Annotated in this window: 17 protein-coding genes and 4 pseudogenes; 12 read left to right on the forward strand and 9 right to left on the reverse strand. The window is 60.1% G+C overall.

What is annotated here, in order from left to right:
* Positions 1–110: 110 nt before the first annotated feature.
* Positions 111–1,037, reverse strand: a complete 927-nt coding sequence (locus ABJ99_RS09500) for a LysR substrate-binding domain-containing protein (RefSeq protein WP_054085790.1) — start codon at positions 1,035–1,037, stop codon at positions 111–113.
* A gap of 150 nt (positions 1,038–1,187) precedes the next feature.
* On the opposite strand from ABJ99_RS09500, the gene ABJ99_RS09505 reads away from it, so the two are divergent.
* Positions 1,188–1,970 carry a YqcI/YcgG family protein gene (locus ABJ99_RS09505; RefSeq protein WP_054085604.1) on the forward strand — a complete coding sequence of 261 codons (783 nt, stop codon included), beginning with the start codon at positions 1,188–1,190 and terminating at the stop codon, positions 1,968–1,970.
* A gap of 6 nt (positions 1,971–1,976) precedes the next feature.
* On the forward strand, positions 1,977–2,618 hold the full coding sequence (locus ABJ99_RS09510) for a LysE family translocator (RefSeq protein WP_054085605.1): 642 nt from the start codon (positions 1,977–1,979) through the stop codon (positions 2,616–2,618).
* 13 nt (positions 2,619–2,631) lie between these two features.
* On the opposite strand, the gene ABJ99_RS09515 is transcribed toward ABJ99_RS09510, so the two are convergent.
* Positions 2,632–4,008 carry an L-serine ammonia-lyase gene (locus tag ABJ99_RS09515; RefSeq protein WP_054085606.1) on the reverse strand — a complete coding sequence of 459 codons (1,377 nt, stop codon included), beginning with the start codon at positions 4,006–4,008 and terminating at the stop codon, positions 2,632–2,634.
* Positions 4,009–4,137: 129 nt separating this feature from the next.
* Here ABJ99_RS09515 and ABJ99_RS09520 point away from each other — a divergent pair, with 129 nt between their 5' ends.
* On the forward strand, positions 4,138–5,049 hold the full coding sequence (locus tag ABJ99_RS09520) for a LysR substrate-binding domain-containing protein (protein ID WP_054085607.1): 912 nt from the start codon (positions 4,138–4,140) through the stop codon (positions 5,047–5,049).
* 11 nt (positions 5,050–5,060) lie between these two features.
* Here the strand turns inward: ABJ99_RS09520 and ABJ99_RS09525 are convergent, their stop codons facing one another.
* The 3 genes and pseudogenes from ABJ99_RS09525 to ABJ99_RS09535 all read right to left on the reverse strand — a co-directional run.
* The gene (locus ABJ99_RS09525; RefSeq protein ID WP_054085608.1) at positions 5,061–6,389 is read right to left on the reverse strand and encodes a DUF3100 domain-containing protein; all 1,329 of its coding nucleotides are present in this window, start codon (positions 6,387–6,389) and stop codon (positions 5,061–5,063) included.
* Positions 6,390–7,058: 669 nt separating this feature from the next.
* Positions 7,059–8,444 carry a 2-oxoadipate dioxygenase/decarboxylase HglS gene (gene hglS / locus ABJ99_RS09530; RefSeq protein ID WP_054085609.1) on the reverse strand — a complete coding sequence of 462 codons (1,386 nt, stop codon included), beginning with the start codon at positions 8,442–8,444 and terminating at the stop codon, positions 7,059–7,061.
* Positions 8,445–8,467: 23 nt separating this feature from the next.
* A pseudogene (locus tag ABJ99_RS09535) lies at positions 8,468–8,713 on the reverse strand (aminotransferase class III-fold pyridoxal phosphate-dependent enzyme); the annotation flags it as partial.
* Positions 8,714–9,030: 317 nt separating this feature from the next.
* On the opposite strand from ABJ99_RS09535, the gene amaB reads away from it, so the two are divergent.
* Together amaB and amaA are read left to right on the forward strand one after the other, a co-directional pair.
* On the forward strand, positions 9,031–10,521 hold the full coding sequence (amaB, locus tag ABJ99_RS09540; protein WP_054085611.1) for an L-piperidine-6-carboxylate dehydrogenase: 1,491 nt from the start codon (positions 9,031–9,033) through the stop codon (positions 10,519–10,521).
* A gap of 42 nt (positions 10,522–10,563) precedes the next feature.
* A pseudogene (gene amaA / locus ABJ99_RS09545) lies at positions 10,564–11,852 on the forward strand (L-pipecolate oxidase).
* A gap of 12 nt (positions 11,853–11,864) precedes the next feature.
* On the opposite strand, the gene ABJ99_RS09550 reads toward amaA, so the two are convergent.
* Positions 11,865–13,238: a sensor histidine kinase gene (locus ABJ99_RS09550; RefSeq protein WP_054085612.1), complete on the reverse strand. Its 1,374-nt coding sequence runs from the start codon at positions 13,236–13,238 to the stop codon at positions 11,865–11,867.
* Positions 13,235–13,897, reverse strand: a complete 663-nt coding sequence (locus ABJ99_RS09555) for a response regulator (RefSeq protein WP_054085613.1) — start codon at positions 13,895–13,897, stop codon at positions 13,235–13,237. The genes ABJ99_RS09550 and ABJ99_RS09555 overlap by 4 nt, the downstream gene beginning before the upstream one ends.
* A 168-nt stretch (positions 13,898–14,065) precedes the next feature.
* Here ABJ99_RS09555 and ABJ99_RS09560 point away from each other — a divergent pair, with 168 nt between their 5' ends.
* The 7 genes and pseudogenes from ABJ99_RS09560 (at position 14,066) to ABJ99_RS30030 (ending at position 22,030) form a co-directional block, all read left to right on the forward strand.
* On the forward strand, positions 14,066–14,329 hold the full coding sequence (locus ABJ99_RS09560) for a PepSY domain-containing protein (protein ID WP_007248580.1): 264 nt from the start codon (positions 14,066–14,068) through the stop codon (positions 14,327–14,329).
* Entirely contained in the window at positions 14,329–14,874 is a 546-nt protein-coding gene (locus tag ABJ99_RS09565) for a cytochrome b/b6 domain-containing protein (RefSeq protein ID WP_054085614.1), read from the forward strand. Before ABJ99_RS09560 ends, ABJ99_RS09565 begins: the two co-directional genes overlap by 1 nt.
* A 38-nt stretch (positions 14,875–14,912) precedes the next feature.
* The gene (locus ABJ99_RS09570) at positions 14,913–16,211 is read left to right on the forward strand and encodes a sialidase family protein (protein WP_054085615.1); all 1,299 of its coding nucleotides are present in this window, start codon (positions 14,913–14,915) and stop codon (positions 16,209–16,211) included.
* Positions 16,208–16,828, forward strand: a complete 621-nt coding sequence (locus ABJ99_RS09575) for a hypothetical protein (protein WP_054085616.1) — start codon at positions 16,208–16,210, stop codon at positions 16,826–16,828. Before ABJ99_RS09570 ends, ABJ99_RS09575 begins: the two co-directional genes overlap by 4 nt.
* Before the next feature lie 10 nt (positions 16,829–16,838).
* Complete coding sequence (locus tag ABJ99_RS09580; protein ID WP_054085617.1) at positions 16,839–18,872, forward strand: LTA synthase family protein; 2,034 nt, start codon at positions 16,839–16,841, stop codon at positions 18,870–18,872.
* Positions 18,873–19,173: 301 nt separating this feature from the next.
* Positions 19,174–19,788, forward strand: coding sequence for a biliverdin-producing heme oxygenase (locus ABJ99_RS09585; protein WP_054085618.1), 615 nt, complete (start codon positions 19,174–19,176; stop codon positions 19,786–19,788).
* Positions 19,785–22,030, forward strand: a pseudogene (locus ABJ99_RS30030) (ATP-binding protein). The gene ABJ99_RS09585 and the pseudogene ABJ99_RS30030 overlap by 4 nt, the downstream one beginning before the upstream one ends.
* 45 nt (positions 22,031–22,075) lie before the next feature.
* On the opposite strand, the gene ABJ99_RS09595 reads toward ABJ99_RS30030, so the two are convergent.
* Both ABJ99_RS09595 and ABJ99_RS09600 read right to left on the reverse strand, forming a co-directional pair.
* A complete protein-coding gene (locus ABJ99_RS09595) occupies positions 22,076–22,768 on the reverse strand; it encodes a hypothetical protein (protein ID WP_054085619.1) in 693 nt (230 codons plus the stop codon).
* A pseudogene (locus ABJ99_RS09600) lies at positions 22,765–23,025 on the reverse strand (hypothetical protein); the annotation flags it as partial. The gene ABJ99_RS09595 and the pseudogene ABJ99_RS09600, both read right to left, overlap by 4 nt.
* Between the last annotated feature and the right edge of the window lie 372 nt (positions 23,026–23,397).

Raw genomic sequence — 23,397 nt, forward strand, 5'->3', positions numbered from 1 at the left:
CCGCCGTGTGACGCGGAGCGTCCAGAACTGCATGCCGACGCGGAGCATCGGCACGATAGTCATTCTCGGGGTTTTTAGACTTATGTATAACCCTGGCGGCCGGTGGTGAGTCAAGGCGCGGTGAGCAGCTCCACTTCAATACTGGAGATATCCGGCAGGCAAGTCAGCAGGTGGTCGCGCAGTTCCAGTACCCGCTGGCGCTTGAAACTGTCCTGCAGCCAGACCAGATAATAGGCATCCCCAGTGCCAACCGCCGAGTTGAACGGCAAAAACACCTGCCCCTCGTTCAGGTCATCAGCGACCAGAAACAGATCGCCAATCGACACCCCATGCCCCCTGACCGCAGCCGTAATACCCTGATCGAGCGTGTCGAACACCTTGCCTTTGCTCAACGTCACCTGACCGGCCAGATCCATCCGGTTCAACCAGCGCCGCCAGTCGCGGCGGTCACTGGACGGATGGATGAGTTCGGCAGCCTGCAACCGCTCCGGCCCCCATGGCTGGTCGCCCAGCGTGTCTGCCGAGCAGATCGGAATCAGCCATTCATCGAACAGCTTGCAGGTCTCCACCTCGGCGCCAAAATTGCCGTTGCCCAGCAGAATCGCGCAATCGAACGGCTCCGAATAAAAGTCTACGCTGTCAAAGTCCATCCACACACTGGAGAGCTGGACCGGCAGGGCGGGCGAGGGTTGTTTGAAGGATTCCAGTGCATGCAGCAACCATCTCATGGTCAGGGTGGACGGTGACTTGAGGCGCAAATTCGCGCCCTGACCCCGGAACGGCTGGCAAGCGTCTTCGATGAGCCGGAAGCCTATCTTGAGCTGACTCGACAACCGCCGCCCCTCGTCACTCAACGAAAGCCGTGGGCCATTGCGCTCGAACAATCGGCAGCCGAGGGTTTCTTCCAGCGTACGAATATGGCGGCTAATGGCGCTCTGGGTTAGCGACAATTCCTGCGCAGCACGCGTAAACGAGCATGATCGAGCCGCTACTTCAAAGGCTCTCAGCGCGTAAAGCGGCGGGATACGTTCAGTCATGTGATAACTAACCATGATTATTTGTCATAGTAGGTTACACCTTTTTCCATTTTTCCGCGCACGCGTCTGCGGTCAGAATCGCCGGCTCGTCACTGTCGTAAAAAATAAACAATAAGGCGGTGTTCTTATCTGCTGCGTGCGTGAGGGAATATGCTGCCCAAGTCTGAAATGCTGTTGCGTCAATCTGTTGTAAGGCACTTGCTGAAAAGTGACACCGCCCTGGAAATGGGCTGGAGGGTTCAGGCTTACAGGCAGTTCGAACAGGTGCTGAGTGACAAGGGCTTCCCTTGTCTGTTCGGGCGCCGTGCCAACAAGTCCGGAAGTTGTCTGCTGCTGTTCATACCCTGTGAAAATGAGCAACACGCGCTTCGTGACGGCATGGAAGAGTACGTGAAGTTCGTCAACGACACGCCCCTTGAAGACCGACTGTTCAACCCGCTGATTGTCATTTTCGAGAAAAACGATTTCAACAGCCTGGCCGAAGAACAGGCCTATGCGTGGGCCACGTTGCAACATTTGCATGACGGCGACCGATCGCCCTGGCCCGCCAAGGCCTGCACAGACCCTGAAGTGTTCGAGTGGACTTATCACTTCGCCGGGCTGCCGATGTTCATCAACATGAGCTTTCCCCGTCACAGCGCCATGAAAAGCCGCTCGCTGGGTGGGCACATCGTGTTTGTGGTCAACCCTCGGGAGAACTTTGACGAAGTGGCAAGCGCCGAGACGGAAAGCGGTCGCAAGGTCAGGGAAAAGATTCGTCAGCGCATCGCCGATTACAACAACGGGGTAGTGCCCGACACACTGGGCTTTTTCGGTGATCGCAGCAGCCTGGAATGGAAGCAGTACCAATTATATGAAGAGGGCGGCCTGGCATTGTCCCGTTGCCCTCTGCACATCAAAGTCGACAAGACTGACCATTTGAACGAGCGTTGAGTACCCATGGATATATCGTTGCTGCTGATCTACATGTTCAGCGTATTCATGCTAATCATCACCCCGGGCCCGGTGGTGGCGCTGATCGTCAACACCAGCCTGGCGTGCGGGCCCAAACGCGCGATGCTGACGGCGCTGGGCACTAACTGGGCGTCGCTGGTGCTGGTGATGGTCGCGGCATTGATCCTCACTGGCACGCTGTCGGTGAGCGTCAGCCTGCTCAACTGGATCAGTCTGGTCGGCTGTTTCTTTATCACTTACCTGTCGGTGCAGGCGCTGGAGCAAGCGCTGCGCTATGCCCCGTCGCAACCCAACGCCGCGCCAGCACCGTTGCCGACGCGCAGCCGGCACAGCGGGCTGGTGACCGGCTTTTTGGTAGGGATTTCCAATCCGAAGGACATTATCTTCTTCGTCTCGTTTTTCCCGCAGTTCATTCACGTCACCGAATCGTTCAAGGGCAGCATCGCTTTGTTGTCGGTGCTGTGGATCATCATTGACCTGTCGATCCTGTTCGCCTACATCTTCCTCATGCGTCAGAAGCTCGCCTTGAAGTACAAGCGCAAGATCGAAATCGTTTCCAGCGTGACCTTGCTGCTGATCGCACTGGGCGGGATTTTCTATTCGGGCTCGACGCTGTTGAATCAGTAAACGCCTGGGTCGATCAGCACTCGATCAGGTTCACCGCCAGCCCGCCGCGTGAGGTTTCCTTGTATTTGTCGTGCATGTCCGCACCGGTGTCACGCATGGTGCGGATGGCGTGGTCCAGCGAGATGTGGTGCTCGCCGTCGCCGCGCAGGGCCATTTGTGCGGCATTGATCGCCTTCACGGCAGCAATCGCGTTGCGTTCGATGCAAGGTATTTGCACCAGCCCGCCGACCGGGTCGCAGGTCAGCCCCAGGTTATGTTCCAGGCCGATCTCTGCTGCGTTTTCCACTTGCTCGGGGGTCGCACCAAGAATCTCCGCCAGCCCGGCGGCAGCCATGGCGCAGGCCGAGCCGACTTCACCCTGACAGCCCACTTCTGCACCCGAGATCGACGCGTTTTTCTTGCACAGAATGCCAACCGCAGCGGCGCTCAGAAAGAAGCGCACCACATCGTCATCATTGGCTGTGGGCTTGAATTTCATGAAGTAATGCAGCACCGCCGGCACGATACCGGCCGCGCCGTTGGTGGGCGCGGTGACCATGCGCCCGCCTGCGGCGTTTTCTTCGTTGACCGCCAGGGCGAACAGGTTGACCCATTCCATGGCGCTCAGGGTCGAGCCGATCACGTTCGGGTTGTCGAGGTTTTGCAGGTTCTGGTGCAGGCGATAGGCGCGCCGCCGCACGTTCAAGCCACCGGGCAGGATGCCGGTTTCAAGCAGGCCTTTATCCACACAGGCGCGCATCGCCGCCCAGATGACCATGATCTTTTCGCGAATTTCCTCTTCGCTGCGCCAGACCTTCTCGTTGGCCATCATCAGTTCGGAAATGCTCATGCCGTGGGTCTTGCACAGTTTCAGCAACTGCGCGCCGCTGAAAAAATCGTAGGGCAGCACGGTGGTGTCATTGTCCAGCACGCCGCTGGCGGCCTGTTCGGCGTCGATGACAAAGCCGCCGCCTACCGAATAATAGGTCTGCTCGTGCACTTCACCGGTCTTGCCATAAGCGCACAGGGTCATGCCGTTGGGGTGGTAGGGCAGGCTTTCGTCAAGCAGGCACATGTCCCGTTCCCAGACGAAGGTGACGGCCTGTTCGCCCGCCAGCATCAGTCGGTTGTCGGCGCGCAATGCGTCGATGCGTTGATTGACCTGGCTGGGGTCGATCTGGTCTGGCCATTCGCCCATCAAGCCCATGACGGTCGCACGGTCGCTGCCGTGACCGATGCCCGTGGCCGACAGAGAACCGTACAATCGCACCTCGATACGTTCTACGCTGTGCAACCGGTTCTGGTTGCGCAGCTCGGTCACGAACAGTGCCCCGGCGCGCATTGGCCCAACGGTGTGGGAACTGGACGGCCCGATGCCGATTTTGAACATGTCGAAGACGCTGATGGCCATCACGGAGGTCCTTCAAGTGAGATGATGCGCGGGAATTCGGTATTTCCCTTTTTCTGGTCCTCATCTTTGGCTTCGGCTGTCGAAACGGCAAACGATTGTTGCTATGCAACGCTTTAGCGGAACTCTTCAATGAGCAGAATCTTCAACGCACAGATGCACGCCTGGCTCCAGGTGTTTGCCTGCGCGGCCCGACATCTCTCTTTCACCCGCTGCGCGGAGGAACTGCACGTCACCCCCGGCGCGATCAGCCAGCAGATGCGCCAGCTCGAAGAGCGTCTGGGCTTTGCGCTGTTTCATCGGGTCGGGCGCGGGCTGGAGCTGACGGCCGAAGGTCAGCGCCTGGCGGTGGTCGCCAACGAGGTGCAGAGCCGCATCAGTGAAGAGCTGCGCCTGCTGTATTCCGGGCGCATCGGCGGTGTGTTCAAGCTGCGTTGCATTCCGTCATTCCTCAGCAAATGGCTGATGCCGCGCCTGCCGCGCTTGCAGGAAGCGTTTCCGGACATCCAGTTGCGGATCATCGCCGAAGACAGCAGCGGCTCGTTGCGTGACGACGATTTCGATCTGGCTATCGACCTGAACGACGGCAGCTATCCAGGGTTATCGACCACGCCGTTGCTGGAAGAAGAGTTGTTTCCGGTCTGTTCGCCCAGGTTGCTGGTCGATAAACCGCCGCTGGATACGCCCAGCCAGCTGGTGCACTTTCCGTTGCTGCACGACATCACCGCCTGGCGCGGCAGCTACGAATACGCGGAGTGGGAGTTTTACCTGACCGCCATCGGTGCGGATGGCATCGACGTGCGTCGCGGCCACACCTTCAACCGCAATCATCTGACCATCGACGCCGCGCGCATGGGCATGGGCGTGGCCATTGCCCGCAAGGCGCTGATCACCGATGAGCTGGAGCAGGGCCTGTTGATCGTGCCGTTCGGGCATCCGATCAAGGCCAGGAAGAAATACGTCCTGGCCTATCGCGAAGGCGCGCTGACGACCCCGGCACGCCGCGCGGTGCATGACTGGCTAGTGAGCGAGGCGCTGGGGTAGCTCGATCTGGATCAATGAAACAGTTCGGCAATCAACACCGCGCCGATGAAAGTGCCGAAGTTGGCCAGGAACGACACCAGCACGATACGCCAGCCCAGGCGGCGGAAGGCTGGCAGGTCTTTGGCGATCGACAGGCCTGCGAAAGTCAGCATCGGCGTGATGACCGCCAGCATGTTGATCGAGCTGGTCAGCCGCGCAATCTCGGCAGCCCACGGGCAGGCCGGGGAGGTGAGGAACATCGCCACCAGCGACACCGTGCACACTGCCGGGATCTTGCGGCCAATCAGGCTGCACAGCGCTTCACCGATGAACGCACAGAAGACCATGATGCCCATGCCGGTGAAGGCGTCGGCAGACAGGGTCTTGTAGCCGATATAGTTGGCAAGCAATGCCAATGCACCGGCCGCCAGCCACGCGCTGATCTTGCCTGACCAGCCCAGCTCCGGCACTTCCAGCGACACGTCACTGTGGCGTATGCCTTCCTCGCTCATGGACGCTTTGGTGGTGCGGCCGATCAGTGGCTCGAGCACGCGATAGCCCCACACGGCCAGCGGCAGGGAGATAAACAGGGTGAAGTAAGTACCGATGGTAGTGGTAATCAGGTTGGACGCGGCGGCCAGGGTCATGACTTCCTTGGCGACTTCCGGCGTTTGCTGCGCGGCAATCGCCCCTGCGGCGGCGGCCATCATGCTGCCCGAGCCAATGCCCGAACCCATCGCCAGCGAGTTGGGGTGGAAAATCCCCAGGCTGGCGATGTAACCGGCGACGATAGCGATGAACAGCGCACCGAACAGCGTGCCGGTCAGGTATTCGGCAAGCACACCGCGACCTTCCGGGGAGTCCATGCCGTAGCGCTCACCGATGATCGCCAGGCTTGGCTCGCGGCCGACCGAGAACGTTGCGCCGATGGCTTCACGCCTGATGCCGAGCATCAGCGCCACTGGCAGACCGAGCATCACGGTGCCGACGAAGTGTCCGAACTCCTGAAACACCAGCGCCCATCCCGAGGCAAACACCACCGGCAACGAACCACCGACCACCAAGCCGAGTTTGGCGATGAAAATCAGCAGGGCGGGTTGCAGGATCGACGCCGCACGCAGCTGAATGCCGTGATCGATACCGATACTGCCCGGCAGGCGGCGACTGGCGATGCCGATCATCGCACCGATCAGCAGCGCCCAGACCATCGGCAGCAGCACCACTTTGCCGGGGCCCAGCGGAATACTGATGGCACCGATCATTTCGGCAAGGGTGAGGATGATGGCAGCCCAGACGTACAGCTTCACCGTCGATGAAACGGCCTGATTGTCGCCCGACGCTGCAGCGTGTGAGTTTTGCATGATGATCCCCTTGCCTGCTGAATGGCCTTTTACAGGCCTTATCCATCGTTATTCTGTTTTTCAGGTCGGCGCAGTGACACGCCAGGGCAGCTTTGAAGTCCATGGAGCCATGGAGCCATGGAGACCGTTATCCGGCCGAGTATTTTTATGAGGTCTGAACGTGATTCAGACCCAGGCTGCTTCGAGCCTTTTGCAGGAGATCATCCGGCGCGTCATTCAAAGGGATGAGCCTTTGAATACAGCACCTTGCTGTCCACTCGCCATCGCAGTATGCATAGCGCAGGGGGGCACACCAATATTGCGAATTTTATTTATCGTTGCGTTAAACAGAACACAGAAAGGGCCTGAAATGATCCGACTATGACTATCGTGCGACGCTCCGCGTCGTATCTGTGCTGCAGCACAGCGTCATGTCTTGCTCGAAGTCACTGTGAATAGAAGCGCTTTTTTAACTCGATGGCACTGACGACGCCGATTGCGGCGCCCCCCGGATCAGTGTCAGAACGAAGGAACCCGACGAAGTCGNGGCCGGAAACGGAGCCGGGATTTTGGTTACTTTGATCCTGCCGAGGGGCGAAAAGGTGACCTGAGTCTTATCTGAATCCACCTGGTATCGCAGAACCCTTGTGACGCAGGGGGCCACGAACTTACACAACTCACCCTCACCCGTTATGACTCAATCAGCCCCAACGCCTCGGCACATGCTTCCAGCGAGCGCCGCTGAGTGTCGGCGTACAGCGCCAGTTCATCAAGTGTGCTGCGGCCCAGTGCCTGTTCAAAATCCTGCCGGTTCGAATTCGCTGCGTAGTGCCCCTGGGCGTTGTCACCCAGGTTGGACTGGAAGATACCTGCCGCGCTGACCGGCAAAAAGTCCTCGTACACCAGCGGCTCGAAGCGCACATGACCCGCCTCGACAAGCTGCTGCAGACTGCCGGATGCACCGGCCGCAACACCCGATTCAGTCGGGAAATAGCGAAAATACGCCAGTCCCTGCGTACGCATTTCATCATGGCTGTCCGGGAATGCCTGAAAGGCCTTTTCCAGCAGCCCGGCATAGCGCATGGTATTGGCCTCATTGGGGAACTCACCCAACTCGTCGCGAGCCTCGTTCAACAGCCGGTCATACAACTCGCGGCCTTTGGGCGTCAGGGCGGCGCCGCGCTGTTCGATCTCGCCGAAGCGTGCCGAGTGACTGCCCGACTCATTGCCACCCTGACCTATGAAACTGATCGGCTCTTCCAGCGCCTTGAAACTGGTCTGGCGCAGTAAAATCGGGCATTGGCGACGCGGCGGCCCTTCAACCACGGCCTTGGGTGTAATGCCTTTGCCGGGCATTCCGCTTTGCACCGCGTCGATATCCAGCGTGCGCGGCGTCAGGTGATTGATGTGCGGACCGCGAAATGCCACCACATCGGCAATAAGACGATGCTGGGCATTCAACTGCCGATACTCGTCGAGCGAAACCGTCGCCGTGTTATGCCAGCGAAAGGTTTCCAGCGCCTGCTGAACGAACTCGGCCGCATCGGCTTCACTCAAACCGCCGTCTGCCTCATGTTTCTCGATCAACGCCAAGACGCCAGGCGTGAAGATCGTGCGCTTGGCCAGCACCTGACTGGCAAACCCGCGCAGTCTGTCGCTTTCGATCAGTTCCAGGCGCAGCAGCGAGGTGAACACCCGAAACGGGCTGACCTGCAACGCCTGCTCATGCACGGCGCGAAAGGCGGTGGAGTGAACCGGCACGCCAGCCGCCGTCAGGTCGTAGTAACCGACCGGCTGCATGCCCATCACCGCAAACAGGCGGGCGAGGGTGGCCAGTTCCTGCGCCGTACCCACGCGAATCGCGCCGTGACGCTCCATGTCCAGCCGCTGGATTTCGCCGGTCTGGCGCAAACTGTTCAGCACCTCGCTGTCGCGGCTCATGACCTGTGCGTTGACCTCGCTCACCAGTTCCATCAGCGTGCCGTACAGCGGTACTTCGTGCTGGTACATCTGCGACATGGCGCGTGAGAACCCGGCGCGGATCTGGTCCGGGTCGGCAAAGCGTGCAGTGCTCATCAGGGTGGTTTCTCCGTGCGGGTTCAAGCCAGCGCTGCCAGGCAACGCTCGAAAATATCCAGCCCTTCGTGCAGCACGTCAGGCTCGATGGTCAGCGGGATCAGCAGCCGGATGATGTGCCGCGACTTGCCACTGGGCATCAATAAAAGCCCGGCCTCACGGGCTGATGTCAGCAGTTCGGCAAGCTGTCGGGTGCCGGGTTTGCCATCCGGCGTGATCAGTTCGATGCCGCGCATGCAGCCCACACCGCTCAGCCTGCCCAGGTACGGCGGTTGCGGCCGTGGGACAGGGTCATGCTGTGGACGAAGGAAATGGATTCGCTGACGGGTTCGCTCATCGGCCGGGCTCTGAATGCGGGTAAACATGATGGCCGTATCCAAACAAACATCGGACCTCGCCCGCAAACGAAATAAAATCACCGGGTCATTCCAATAATTCCCGAAGTCAGCCCCTTAATCGCTCTTGGTAAGCGAAAGTTCATTCCTAAAAGGAATCATGTTTTTCAAAATCGTCGTTTGTGGGCAGGCCGCGTCCGGGTCGATACTGCGGTCATCAGTGATCTTTAGTCCATGACAGGAGCATCAACATGGTTGCCGAGTTATTAGCACGTCTGGGCGTGGCAAACAGTGCCCACACACAAGGGAACTACCCGGTCTACACCCCGATTGATGGCAGCCAGATTGCCTCGGTCACGTTGGAAAACAAGTCGCAGGTCCTGGCGCGCATCGACAGCGCCCACAACGCATTCCTGCAATGGCGTACTGTTCCGGCCCCACGCCGTGGCGAGCTGGTGCGGATCTTTGGTGAAGTGTTGCGCGAGCACAAGGCTGACCTTGGCGAACTGGTGTCGGTCGAGGCGGGCAAGATCACTCAGGAAGGTCTGGGTGAAGTTCAGGAAATGATCGACATCTGCGATTTCGCCGTCGGTCTGTCGCGGCAGTTGTATGGCCTGACCATCGCCTCCGAGCGCCCCGGCCATCACATGCGTGAAACCTGGCACCCGCTGGGCGTGGTCGGGGTGATCAGCGCGTTCAACTTCCCGGTCGCGGTCTGGGCCTGGAACACCACGCTGGCGCTGGTCTGCGGCAACCCGGTGATCTGGAAGCCTTCGGAAAAGACCCCGCTGACCGCGCTGGCCTGTCAGGCGCTGTTCGACAAGGCGCTGAAGATTTTCGGCGATGCACCCGCCGCGTTGGCGCAGTTGGTGATCGGCGATCGTGACGCCGGTGAAGCGCTGGTCGACGACCCGCGTGTACCGCTGATCAGCGCCACCGGCAGCACCCGCATGGGCCGCGAAGTCGGACCGCGCGTGGCTGCACGTTTCGGCCGCAGCATTCTGGAACTGGGTGGCAACAACGCCATGATTCTGGCCCCGAGCGCCGATCTGGACCTGGCCGTGCGCGGCATTCTGTTCAGCGCCGTGGGCACTGCCGGCCAACGCTGCACCACGCTGCGTCGTCTGATCGTGCATCGTTCGATCAAGGGCGAAGTGGTCACCCGCGTCAAAGCGGCCTACGCCAAAGTGCGTGTCGGTGATCCGCGCGAAGGTAATCTGATCGGCCCGCTGATTGATCAGCAAGCGTTCTCGGCCATGCAGAACGCGCTGACCAGGGCCCGCGACGAGGGCGGTCAGGTGTTCGGTGGCGAGCGTCAGCTGCAGGACAAATACCCGAACGGCTATTACGTCACCCCGGCTATCGCCGAAATGCCGGGCCAGAGCGAGGTGGTCCGTCACGAAACCTTCGCACCGATTCTTTACGTGCTGGCTTACGACGATTTCGAAGAAGCCTTGCGCCTGAACAACGAAGTGCCGCAAGGCCTGTCGTCGTGCATTTTCACCACTGACCTGCGCGAAGCCGAGGCTTTCCAGAGTGCAGCGGGCAGCGACTGTGGCATCGCCAACGTCAACATCGGCACAAGCGGCGCAGAAATCGGCGGCGCGTTCGGCGGCGAGAAGGAAACCGGCGGCGGTCGCGAATCCGGCTCCGATTCGTGGCGCGCCTACATGCGTCGGCAAACCAATACCGTCAACTATTCCCGCGAGCTGCCACTGGCGCAGGGCATCGTTTTCGACTGATCCGAACCGGGCGTTTTTCACCGACATTGCTGGAGTTTTTCGATGGTGCAGTTTGCTCAAGGCTGTCTGTGGGAACAATTGACTCCGCAACGTCCGCTGAGCCCGACACTGACCGGTGAGCGAAACGCCGATGTGTGCATCATCGGCGCCGGGTTCACTGGCCTTTCGGCAGCGTTGCAACTGCTTGAAGGCGGCAAATCGGTGTGCGTGGTCGAAGCGCATCAGGTGGGCCACGGCGGGTCGGGGCGCAATGTCGGGCTGGTCAATGTCGGGACCTGGGTTGCGCCCGATGCACTGGAAAAGGTGCTGGGCAGCGTCGAGGCCAGTCGCCTCAATAGCGCGCTGGGTGCTGCGCCGGCGCTGGTGTTTGCGACCATCGACCGGTACCGCATTGATTGCCAGGACACCCGCACCGGCAACCTGCACATGGCGCACAACAGCAAAGGCCTGGCGGATCTGCAAAGCCGTGCCGGGCAGTGGCAGCGGCGCGGTGCCAACGTCGAATTGCTGACCGGCAAACCCTGCGAAGACGCCTGCGGCACCGACAAGGTCAGCGGCGCGCTGCTCGACCATCGCGCCGGTACGGTCAACCCGATGGCTTATGTGTCGGGCATGGCGCTCAACGTCCTGGCGCGGGGCGGACAGGTGTTCGGCGAGTCTCCCGTCAACGGGCTGCAACGCACCGCCGATGCTGGAAGGTGTCCACCGCGACCGGCAGCGTGCGAGCCGAGAAGGTGATCATCGCCTCCAATGCCTATACCGAAGGCGAGTGGACCGACGTCAAGGATCACATCTTCGCCGGCTATTACTACCAGGTCGCCTCGCAGCCCCTCAGCGGTGCGGCGCAAGCGGGCATTCTGCGCGGCGGGCAGGGCTCATGGGACACGCGCACGGTGCTCAGCAACATTCGTCGCGATGCGCATGGGCGGTTGCTGCTGGGCAGCCTCGGCAATGCTGGCAATTACCCACTGTGGTTCATTCGCCAGTGGGCGGATCGGGTCCAGCAGCATTATTTTCCGCAACTCGGCCGGATCGAATGGCAGAGCACCTGGACCGGTCGCATCGGCTTCACCCCGGACCATTTACTGCGCCTGTTCGAACCCGCGCCGGGTTTGCTGGCCGCGACCGGTTTCAACGGCCGGGGCGTGACCACCGGAACGCTGGTGGGCAAATGCTTTGCCGATTACCTGCTGACGGATGATGCGGCGGCGCTGCCAGTGCGTTTTTCCAACAACAACAAAAAGGTTTCGGGCCGTTCCCTGCGCACCCTGGCCTACGACGCCGGTTTCACCCTGTACCACGCCGGACAATGCCTGCGCGTGGTGCTTTGAAGCGAGCAGCTGTCAGGCCGTTCGACTCTTGAGCCGCAACTCGGCACACAGTCCGCCCTGCGCCGAATTGCGCAGGTGCAGGCTGCTTTCCAGTTTGCGCACGATCATGTCGACAATCGCCAGCCCCAGTCCCGCGCCATTACTATGGCCCTCGCTGTAAAAACGCTCGAACAGACGCTCTTTGTGTTGCTCATCGATTCCGGGGCCTGAGTCTTCAACGGACAGGTGCGCGCTGCCGTCGTCCTGACGACTGAGCACCACGCGAATTTCGCTGGCCGGCGGTGCGAAGTTGAGGGCGTTGGTCAGCAGGTTCTGCAGGGCGATGGTGATCGCCGCCGGGTCGCTGTGGATCACGCAGTCATCGCCCGCTTCAAACACCAGATCAACACGTTTCTCCAACGCCAGCGGCGTCAGCTCGGCCATTTCCTCGCGCACCAGGGTGTTCAGTTCGAAGGTTTGCAACTGGCTCAGTTCGACGCGCGGCTCCAGCCGGGCCATGGTCAGCAGCTGACTGGCCAGACGCGCCGCACGGTCTACGCCGTGCACCAGAAAATCCAGCGCCTCCAGACGTTGTTCCGGGCTTTCCGCCTGCCTGGCGTTTTGCGCGTGGATGCGCAAAACGGTCAGTGGCGTGCGCAATTCGTGGGCCGCGTCGGCGATGAAGCGGCGCTCGCGCTCCAGCACGCTTTCGATCTGGGTCAGCAGCCGATTGAGCGCGTACTGCATCGGCTCCAGCTCCTTGGGCAGCGGCGTTACGTCGAGCGGTTCCAGGCTTTCAGCGTCGCGCTTGCGAATCACCTTGGCCATCGATTGCAGCGGGCGCAGGCCCCAGCCGATGGCCAGCCAGATCGCCACCACCAGCAGCGGTACGCCGATCAGCGTCGGCCACAAGGTGTGACTGACGATGCGCTGAATCAGGTCCTGACGCACATCGTCGCGCTCGCCAACCCAGATCAGAAAACCCTGCTGTGGATCGGCCAGCAAAAAGCCGCACCACTCATGACCGTTTTCGACCAGGTCGTGAGAGCCTTCTGTGGCGGGTGGGGCGGTGAGCAGCGGGGCTTCGGCCGAGCGCACCAGCAGCTCGCCTGAAGTGCGCCAGACCTGAAACGTCAGGCGGGTTTCATAGGGGTGGGCTACGCCGCTGGTGCCGACCCGGCTCATGGCCTGATCGAACGCCTGATAGAGCTTGTCCAGGTCCTGTTCGCCGGCCGCCCGCTGGCTGAGCACGCCTTGCAACAAGCGCGCACTCTGGGCCAGTTGCGCGTCGTAGACTTCTTCGATTTCGTGATGACTGTCGCGCAGCGCGAGCAGGCTGATGGCCAGATCGCCAAGCAGCAACAGCAACAGCACCGGGACCAGAATGCGCGCGCGTACCGAGGTCATGCCTTGAGCTCCAGCAAGTAGCCGACGCCGCGCACGGTGCGGATCAGCTCGGTGGACAATTTCTTGCGCAGGTTGTGAATCAGTACTTCCAGGGTGTTGCTTTCGACCTTGTCCTGCCAGCCATACAGGGTGTTGGACAGCCGCTCGCGGGTCACCACTTTGCCGGGGCGGATCATCAACTGATGCAGCAACTGATATTCCATCGGCGTCATGGGTACTTCGTTGCCGTGAAACGTGACGTGCTGCGAAGCCGGGTCAAGGCTGATGCCGGCGTGTTCCAGCAACGGCTGCGCGCGCCCCTGACTGCGTCTTAGCAGGGCACGCACGCGGGCTTTCAGCTCGTCGACATCGAACGGCTTGACCAGGTAATCGTCGGCACCGGCATCCAGCCCGGCGATGCGGTCAGCCGTGCCGTCACGGGCGGTCAGGATAAGCACCGGCAGGGCGAGCTCTTCGGCGCGCAACTGGCGCAGCAGGTCGAAGCCGTCCATGCGCGGCAGGCCGAGGTCGAGCAGCAGCAGGTCGAACGGCTCGCTGCGCAAGGCATGCAGCGCGCTCAAGCCGTCTTCGAGCCAGTCAAGGGTGTAACCCTCGTTATTGAGTGCCACACGGATGCCTTGGCCAATCGCACGATCATCCTCGACTAGAAGCAGGCGCATAGGGTTTCGACCAGAAAGTAAAGGGGGAAGGGCGCCATGATGCCGTCCGCTCGCAGTGCCGCGAAGCGCCGTGTGTCCGGGAAGATGTTACCAACTGTTGCGCATTAAGCTTTTCCTAAGACTGGTTTCGCACAGTAGGCGCTCCTTCACTGCCTGAGAGCCTCTGCCATGCGTAAAGTCCTGCTGATTTCCCTGTTGTTGGCCAGCCCGCTGGCGCTTGCCGGTCCGCAATGCACCACCGCTGAAAAATCCCAATGGCAGGATCAGGCCAAATTCCAGGAGCAGCTCAAAGCGCAGGGTTACCAGATCAGCAAGTTCAAGGTCACTGACGGCAATTGCTACGAGATCTACGGCTTCGACAAGGACAAGCGCAAGGTCGAGATCTACCACGATCCGGTCAGCGGTAAAGCGGTCAAGACCGAGATCAAGTAATGAGCCGGGTTTCCCTGCGCCTGTGGGACCCGCTGGTCAGGCTGTTTCACGTCTCGATCGCGGGTGTTTTCGTCGCCAATTATTTCTTCAATGAAGCGGGTGACGACTGGCACGTCTGGTTGGGCTATTACGCGGTTGCCTGGCTGGCGGTGCGAGTGGTGTGGGGATTCATCGGGCCAACCAGCGCGCGCTGGAGCGATTTCTGGCCGAGCCCTACGCGTGTGCGGGCGCACGTGAGCGCGCTGATCAAGCGTCAGCCGGTTCATCGCCTTGGCCATTCACCCTTGGGTGCGCTGGTCATGGTGCTGATGATGGCGCTGATCTTCGGCATGGGTCTGACCGGATTTCTGATGCAAGAGGTCGATGCCTTGTGGGGTGCTGACTGGCCGTTGGAAACCCATGAAATCCTTGCCAACAGCCTGTGTGCGCTGGTGGTGCTGCACATGGCCGCAGCGATAGTCGAAAGTTTTCAGGTGCGTGACAACCTGCCTTTGTCGATGTTGACAGGAAAGCGACGTCCGCTGCCTGAAGATGGCCATCGCTGAAACCCCATCCTTGTTTTTCATCACAGTGATGCCTCCTGATGCGAGTTATTTCCCGAAACCTGACTGCATGGAGCGCAGGCCTGATCGTTGTAGCAGTCTTTGTCAGTGCGTGGCTGAGCCATCCGCTGCACCGTATTGCCGGCTTTGCCGTGAGCCCGGCGCCGGTTGGCACCGAGAGTCTGCCACCCAAGGCGTCTTACAGTTCGCGCTTCGCGTCCTCGGACCTGGACGATTTCGTGCACTCGTCAGCGGTCACCGCGCTGCCTGGCGGCGATCTGAGGTCGGTGTGGTTCGCCGGTTCCCGCGAAGGCGCAGGCGACGTCGAGATTCGCACCTCGCGATTCGATGCACGCACCGAAGAATGGGGCGGCGAGCAGGTGCTGGCGACCCGCCAATCGACCCAGACCGGCACCGGCAAATACATCCGCAAGCTGGGCAACCCGGTGATTGCGCTGGCCCCTGACAACCGCTTGTGGCTGTTCTACGTGTCGGTCTCGGTGGGCGGTTGGGCGGGCAGTTCGGTCAACGCGATGGTCTCCAGCGACATGGGCGCCAGCTGGTCGCCGCCGCGTCAACTGGTGACCTCGCCGTTTCTGAATATCAGCACGCTGGTGCGTGGCGCGCCGGTGTTTCACGCCGACGGTTCGATCGGCTTGCCGGTGTATCACGAGTTTCTCGGCAAGTTCGCTGAGTACCTGTACCTGAGCGCGAACGGCGAGGTGATCGACAAGTTCCGCATCAGCCGTGGCAAGAACTCCCTGCAACCTACTGTGGTGCCGCTGGACGGGCAGCGCGGCGTGGCGTTGTTGCGTTACGCCGGTGAGACCTTCCACCGAGTGCTGGCCAGCCGCACCGAAGATGGCGGGCAGACCTGGAGCGAGCCGTATCCGCTGACCCCGAGCAACCCCAACTCCTCGCTGGCAGCGGTCGGCGTGCCGGGCAAGGGCTTGCTGGTGGCGCTCAATGATCTGCGCGAAGGCCGTTTCAAACTCAGCCTGTACAGCACCGACGAACAGATGACGGTCTGGCGGCCGCTGCCGGATCTGGACAAATCCCCCGATCCGCTGGGCACCCCGTTTTCTCTGGAAGCGTACAAGGAAGTGATCGGCGAGGGCTTTCGTGCGTCTAGTGGGGTACGTCGCCAGCCGATGGAAGCGGAGTTTCTGAGCAATCTGGATCAGCGCGTCTGTTCGTCCGACGGTTGTGATTTCGAGTACGAGTATCCGTATTTCATCCGCAGCCCGGACGGCCTGTATCACTTGGTCTATTCGTGGAATAACACCTTCATCAAACATGTCAGTTTCAACGAGGCCTGGCTGGCGGAGCAACTTTTATGATCGCTTTGGGATTGGCCCATCTGGCGTTTGCCTGGGCGTTGTTTGTTTTGTTGGCGCCGCTGACACCATCGCTTTGGTGGCGCTGCGGCCTGCTGGCGGCCACTTCGCTGTTGAGCGTGGTCTCGGTCGACGGCCTGTCAATGGCCGCGTATGCGCGCAGCCTCACCGATGATCTGGCGATCAGCAGCCTGGTGCTGCTGGGCTGGCTGACCCTGCAACGGCTGGGCGTCCTGAAGCCCTTGGCCGCGTCGCCGCGCCTGATCATGCTGCTGGTGTTTGCGGCGCTGGCCCTGACGCTGTACCCGGCAACGCTCGGCCTGAGCTATTTCGACCCATACCGCTGGGGCTTCAACCCAAGGCCGATGATCATCATTGTTGCGGTCATCGCGCTAGGGCTGATCTGCCTGCGTAACGCGCTGGGTGTGGTGATGCTGACGGCTGCTACGCTGGCGTTCACGTTTCGGCTCAAGCCTTCGGAAAACTATTGGGACTACCTGATCGATCCATTACTCGCGCTGTATTGCTGCGGCGCTTTGCTGAGTCTGGCTATCCGTTTTGTTTATCGCCGTACGACCGGGCAGCGCCGTTCCGCTGCGCTGTCTGCCGGCAATGTATAGAGGAACACGCATGAGTGGGTTGCAATCGCGGCGTCTGCGCTATTGGCTGGGCGCTGTCAGCCTGGTGTTTTTGTTGTCGGCGTTACTGAGAGGGGTGTTTTTCTACGGGTTCTCCGGCGTCGAGCCGGGCACGCTGTTCACTCAGGGTGAAGTCGCGCAGACGCTGGGTGTCGGCTTGCGCTTCGACCTACGGCTGGCGCTGTTGATCCTCTTGCCGGTTGCGCTGCTGCTCTGGCTGCCACGCTGGAACCTGATCAGCGTGCCGGCCTTGCGCTGGCTGGCACGCGGTTATCTGATTCTGGCGCTGGCGATACTGACGATGATCCACATCGTCGATTTCGGCCATTACGCCTACCTCGGGGTCAGACTCAACGCCAGCGTGATGCGTTACCTGGAAGACGCGCAGATTTCCCGTGACATGCTCTGGCAAACCTACCCGGTGCTGTGGATCACCGCCGGTTGGTTGTTGACTGTTGCTGCACTGGGCTGGGCGTTGCTGCGGCTTGAACGCATCACCCTGGATCGCGAGGCCAGACCGGTCAAGCGCGCGTCAGTGGTGTGGGTGTCGGCAGTGATGGCCTGCGCGATCTTTCTCGGGCTGCTGGGGCGCGTCGAAAACCTCAATCTGCAAAACCCGGTGCCGCTGCGCTGGAGCGATGCTTTTTTCTCCGGCAACAGTCAGGTGGCGGCATTGGGGCTCAACCCTGCGCTGTTTTTGTATGACACGCTCAAGGTTTCCCAATCGCATTTCGATGAAGCCACGGTGCGCGAGCATTACCCGGTGGTCGCGCGCTATCTGGGCGTAACCGAGCCGGACGCGCAGGCCTTGAATTTCAAGCGCCAGCAGCCCGTGCAGCCTTACCGGCTACTAGGCGAGCGGCCGCCGAACGTGATGTTCGTGATGCTTGAATCGCTGGGCACCAGCGCGGTTGGCGCTTACGGCAATCCGCTCAACCCGACGCCGAACCTCGATCATCTGGCCACGCAAAGCTGGTTTTTCAAGCATTTCTACGTGCCCGTCACCGGCACAGCGAAAACCGTCTGGGCGAGCATTACCGGGGTGCCGGACGTGACCCGTCAGGAAACGGCGACGCGGCATCCACTGCTCACCCGGCAAAACACGATCATCAATGACTTCATCGGTTACGAGAAGCTGTACATGATTGGTGGCAATTCCGGCTGGGCCAACATGAACGCGTTGATCCGCCGCAGCATCGATGACGTGCGCCTGTACGACGAGCGCGACTGGAAGTCTCCGCAGGTCGATGTATGGGGTGTGTCCGACCTGGACCTGTTCAAGGAAAGCGACCGGATTCTGCGCGCATTGCCCGCCGACAAACCGTTCTTTGCCTATGTGCAGACCGCAGGCAATCACCGGCCCTTCACCATTCCCAAGGACAACGACGGCTTCCAGATCAGCGACAAGACTCTGGAGCAAGTGCAGGCCGCAGGTTCGCGCAGCGTCGAGCAATACAACGCGGTACGCCTGCTGGATTTCAATATCGGGCGCCTGATCGAACTGGCCAAGGCCGGTGGTTATTACGAAAACACCATTTTCGTGCTGTTCGGCGACCACAACACGCGCATCAGCCAGATTCCGCACATGGCACCCGCCTTCGAGCAACTGGGCCTGGAGAGCAACAACGTACCGCTGCTGATTCATGCGCCCGGTCTGCTCGGGACCCGTGTGATCGATGATGCGGTCGGGCTGGCGGACCTGCTGCCGACACTCGCGGGCATGGCCGGCATGCCATTCACCAGTGGCACGATGGGCCGTGATATCCAGCAGCCGGCACCTGAAGGCGAGCGCGTTGTGCCGCTGGTGTTACGCGAAGGCACCTTCCCGCTGATCGGCGGCGTCACGCGCCACTACCTGTTGCAGATGGAGCACGACGGCAGCTCGCCGACCCTGCACGACCTTGCCTCGCCCACGCCGCTGGATAACGTCGCCGAGCAGAACCCGCAAGAGTTCGAACGGCTGCGCGATCTGACCCGTGGCCTGCATGAGACGTCGCGGCTGATGCTTTACCAGAACGTGCGTTGAGCGTGAGAAGCGGGACCCGGCGCCGACCAATGGTCGGCGTTCGCACGTGAGTAGTGGCTGACAGGGGTGAGGATGATGTTAAAGTGCCCGAAATTTGATCCGGGACAATGCTCGGTGCTTGCAAAACCCGGTTTTCGACTATCGTGAAGTTGAAGGACAAATAGATGCGCAACGCGTTGCGCATCTATTTTTTTATCACCTGAGCGGGGCAACCTGTCAGCTTGGCACCGAGCGTTTATGTTGCTGTTTTCTTCCGCTCGAATGCGTTTTCCATTTATCGCACACTCAAGAGCTCTCCTGGATGCCGGCAAGTTTTTCATGCGTACCCGCTGCGAAGCTGCTGGATGCACTTCGCGCTGAAACGAATCAGCTGCACGTTCGACTTGAAAAGCGCATGCCGTTTTTTTCATCCGCCCTGAACAACGCTCTTTATCTGCGCCTGCTTCAGGCTTATCACGGCTTTCATGCACCGCTCGAAGCGGCCTTGCACACCAGTGATCTGATACCTGCTGCGCTTGAACCGCATGAGCGGATCAAGATGCCTATGCTGGTCAGAGACTTGCGCGCGCTGGGCATGTCTGAAAAAGACATCGAGCATCTTCCCCGCTGCACGCGGTTGCCCGTTGTAGACTCACCGGGTGCTTGTCTGGGGGTCATGTATGTACTGGAAGGTGCGACACTGGGCGGGCAGGTATTGCGCCGCGACGTGTATAAACGTCTGGGCGTTGATGAGCACAGCGGTGCCGCTTTTCTCGACGTATACGGCGTTGCCACCGGACCGCGCTGGAAAGCGTTTCTGAGCCATCTGGATGCGCTGCCGGGCGATACTGATTTTACTGATGCTGCAACACATGCAGCGCACTCCACATTTGCATTTTTCGAGCGCTGGCTCGACGGTCAAGAGGTGCTGTTATGAGCCAGCTCGACGAGGATTCCTTCGAAGTCCTCCTGACCAATTGTGCAGATGAGCCCATTCAGTTCCCCGGGGCCATTCAGCCGCATGGTCTGCTGTTTACTCTGACAGAACCCGAACTGATCATCCTGCAGGTCAGTGCCAACGTGCAGACCGTGCTTGGCCACGCGCCGGAGGAGGTGCCGGGAAAGGCACTTGACTGTGTTCTCGGCGCAGGCTGGGCCGAGGTCATCAAGAGCGCCAGCGCCCATGACTCTTTCGCCGACATGCCGCGTCTGCTGATGTCGGTCAATGGCGTCGAATTCGAAGCCATGTTGCACCGCAGCCAGGATGTTCTGGTGCTGGAGCTCGAAATTCAAGACAAGGCCGCTCAGGCCGTCAGCTATTCCGAGCGCACCGGCAACATGGGCCGCATGCTGCGCCAGTTGCACGCCGCCAGCGACCTGCACACGCTGTATGAAGTCAGCGTTCGCGAAATCCAGAAAATGACCGGTTACGACCGGGTGCTGATCTACCGTTTCGAAGAAGAGGGCCATGGCCAGGTCATTGCCGAGGCTTCGGCGCCCTCCATGGAACTGTTCAACGGCCTGTTCTTCCCGGCTTCGGACATCCCCGAGCAGGCGCGCGAACTGTATCGCCGCAACTGGCTGCGCATCATTCCGGACGCCGATTACACCCCGGTGCCGCTGGTGCCGCAATTGCGCCCGGACACTCACCAGCAGCTCGACCTGAGCTTCTCGACATTGCGCAGTGTGTCTCCGATTCATTGCCAGTACATGAAAAACATGGGCGTTCTGTCTTCGATGAGCGTTTCGCTGATTCAGGGCGGCAAGTTGTGGGGGCTTATCAGCTGCGGGCATCGCACGCCGCTGTACGTGTCCCATGAGTTGCGCAGTGCCTGCCAGGCGATTGGTCAGGTAGTGTCGCTGCAGATCAGCGCGATGGAAGCCTTGGAAATCAGTCGGCAGCGTGAGGAAAAAGTCCTCGCGCTCAAGCAGCTTCATCATGCCATGGCGACGTCAGACGACAACGTGTTCGACGGTCTGGCGCAGCAGCCACAGCAGTTGATGGATCTGGTGGGCGCCACCGGCGTGGCAATCATCGACGACCGCAAGACGCAGTGTTTCGGCAACTGTCCGACGCCTGCCGACATCCGGGCGCTGCATACCTGGATGATGGCAAGCGGCAACCCGGTATATGCCAGTCATCATCTTTCCAGTGCTTTCCCGCCTGCCGAGGCTTATCAGTCGATTGCCAGCGGTGTGCTGGCCATGAGTCTGCCCAAACCCGTGGACAACGGCGTGATCTGGTTTCGCCCCGAGGTCAAGGAAAGTGTCCGCTGGAGTGGCGATCCGGACAAGCCATTGAATCTGGAAGGCTCGGAGCAGGGCCTGCGTTTGCGCCCGCGCACGTCGTTCGAAATCTGGAAGGTCGAAATGACCGGCATCGCTACCCAGTGGAGCCACGGAGACGTCTACGCCGCCAATGACCTGCGCCGCTCGGCACTGGAAAATGACCTGGCGCGCCAGGTGCGCAAAGAGCAGCAGGCTGTTCGCGCCCGTGATGAGCTGGTTGCCGTCGTGTCCCACGACTTGCGCAACCCGATGACGGTTATTTCCATGCTGTGCGGGATGATGCAGAAGTCGTTCAGCTCTGACGGGCCGCACACGTCACGGCGTATTTCCACGGCCATCGACACCATGCAACAAGCGGCCAGCCGCATGAACGTGCTGCTCGAAGACCTGCTCGACACCTCGAAGATCGAAGCCGGACGCTACACCATCACCCCGCAGCCGCTGGAAGTCAGCCAGATTTTCGAAGAGGCTTACACTTTGCTCGCGCCGCTGGCGATGGACAAATCCATCGAGATTTCCTTCAACGCCGAGCCGGACATCAAGGTCAATGCCGACCCGGAGCGCTTGTTTCAGGTGCTGTCCAATCTGATCGGCAACGCCATCAAGTTCACCCCGAAACTGGGCAAGATAGGCGTGGCAGCGATGTCCAACGGCAGCGAAATCGTGTTTACCGTGCGNCCGTGCGTGACTCCGGCGAGGGCATCCCTCCCGAGCAATTGCCGCACATCTTCGAACGCTACTGGACGGTCAAGGAAGGCAACCCGACCGGCACCGGCCTGGGCCTGTATATCTCGCAAGGCATCATCAAAGCCCACGGCGGCGAACTGGCCGCGCACAGCCAGGTCGGGCAGGGCAGCGAGTTCCGCTTTACGGTGCCGATGGCGCAGTGATTGCTTTCTCAGGCTTGAGCGGGGATGGCTCAGGCCTGAGTCGCTTCAGCCCTGATGCCAGTGGGTGGTTTTTTCGGTGTATTCAGCGTTTGCTGGAAGTACCTCGCGCAGGAACGCGAGGTACTTGGTCATCAATTCCTTACTGGGAAAGCGGGCGGCGAAGCCTGTTGTTACGTCGGTGCAATGGATGATGACCATCAAGCGTTTGTGATCAACCGTGACGAAATTGTGTTCCTGCCAGGGGCGGGTTTGCCGATGGTGGATAGGGTTTTCCCAATTCAGCAGTTTGACGGCTGCGATAAAGGCTATCGCTACCGGGCCGATCAGGAAGAGCAATGATCCGGTGAGAAGGGCGACGAGCAAGAATATCAGGATGACGGCTACGGCAATGCCTTTGAAGAAGGATGAGGCGAAGTCGGGATAGTGCAGGTAATACTCGACTGTGGCGCCGTCGGTTTTGACGGTGTAGTGGTAGATGGTTTTTTGGCGGATGAGCAGGCCTATGAAGTAGGCAAGATGGCCTCCAAGTGCAAGTATTACGCACACCAGCGAGGACGTGCTGTCTGAAAACATCACCCAGCCTGCCCAAATGAAAAGTGAGCTTGCCATTACATGGAAGGCGGCAAACCCAAGCTGCGTGATCATGATTTCTTTAGGTGATCTCGCTAGGGTTTTAATTTTCCAGTTTAGGATGTCTTGGTTTTTCGGCAGATCCAGGGCTTTTTCTTGCTGAGTCATACCGGTGTACTCTCTGCGACTTCCAGGGTGATGGCGCCCATCCTGCTGGAGGCTTTCACTTCAAGTTCCACGGCAGCGAGACCATCAATTTCAGTATCGCCTCTCGTGTCCAGCTCCATCTGAAACAGATAGCCTCGATCATCCTCGCCAGGATTTATCAGCGCGTTCGGGTACCAGATTTGCAACTCCAGATACGTCGCGTCCTTGCCGAGCGGCACCCAGGTTTCCCAGATGAGGTCTTCGTTTTCATGTGGCATGAGCGTGTTCGGGCCTCGGAAGGGGCACAGGCTGGTGGCCGTGGCGGATGTTTTGGGGAAACGCGTCGTCAGTCGCTGTTGGCGGGTACCGTGTTTTTCGGTCATGCGAGGTGCTCTCTGCGCAGAAAACGGGTCATGTCGCCCGAGACAAGGGAGAGCTGCGTTCCAAAATACGTGCCGCTAATGATTTTATTGTTTTAAAACAAGGAGATAGTGCTAAGGCGCAAAGAAAGTAATCAATTCCAAGCGAAAAAGCCCTGAATAGCGCGCAGACGTTTGCGCACCTGTGCGCAAGCGCTTTTATCTTCCGTAGGACTTGAGATGTATGTCGTTGCCTGTTTTTGCCCGGCTGGTGCGTGCGCAGCATTTTGC

This window comes from Pseudomonas syringae pv. cilantro (assembly GCF_001293775.1).
In the GTDB taxonomy this organism is placed as follows: Bacteria; Pseudomonadota; Gammaproteobacteria; order Pseudomonadales; family Pseudomonadaceae; genus Aquipseudomonas; species Aquipseudomonas syringae_P.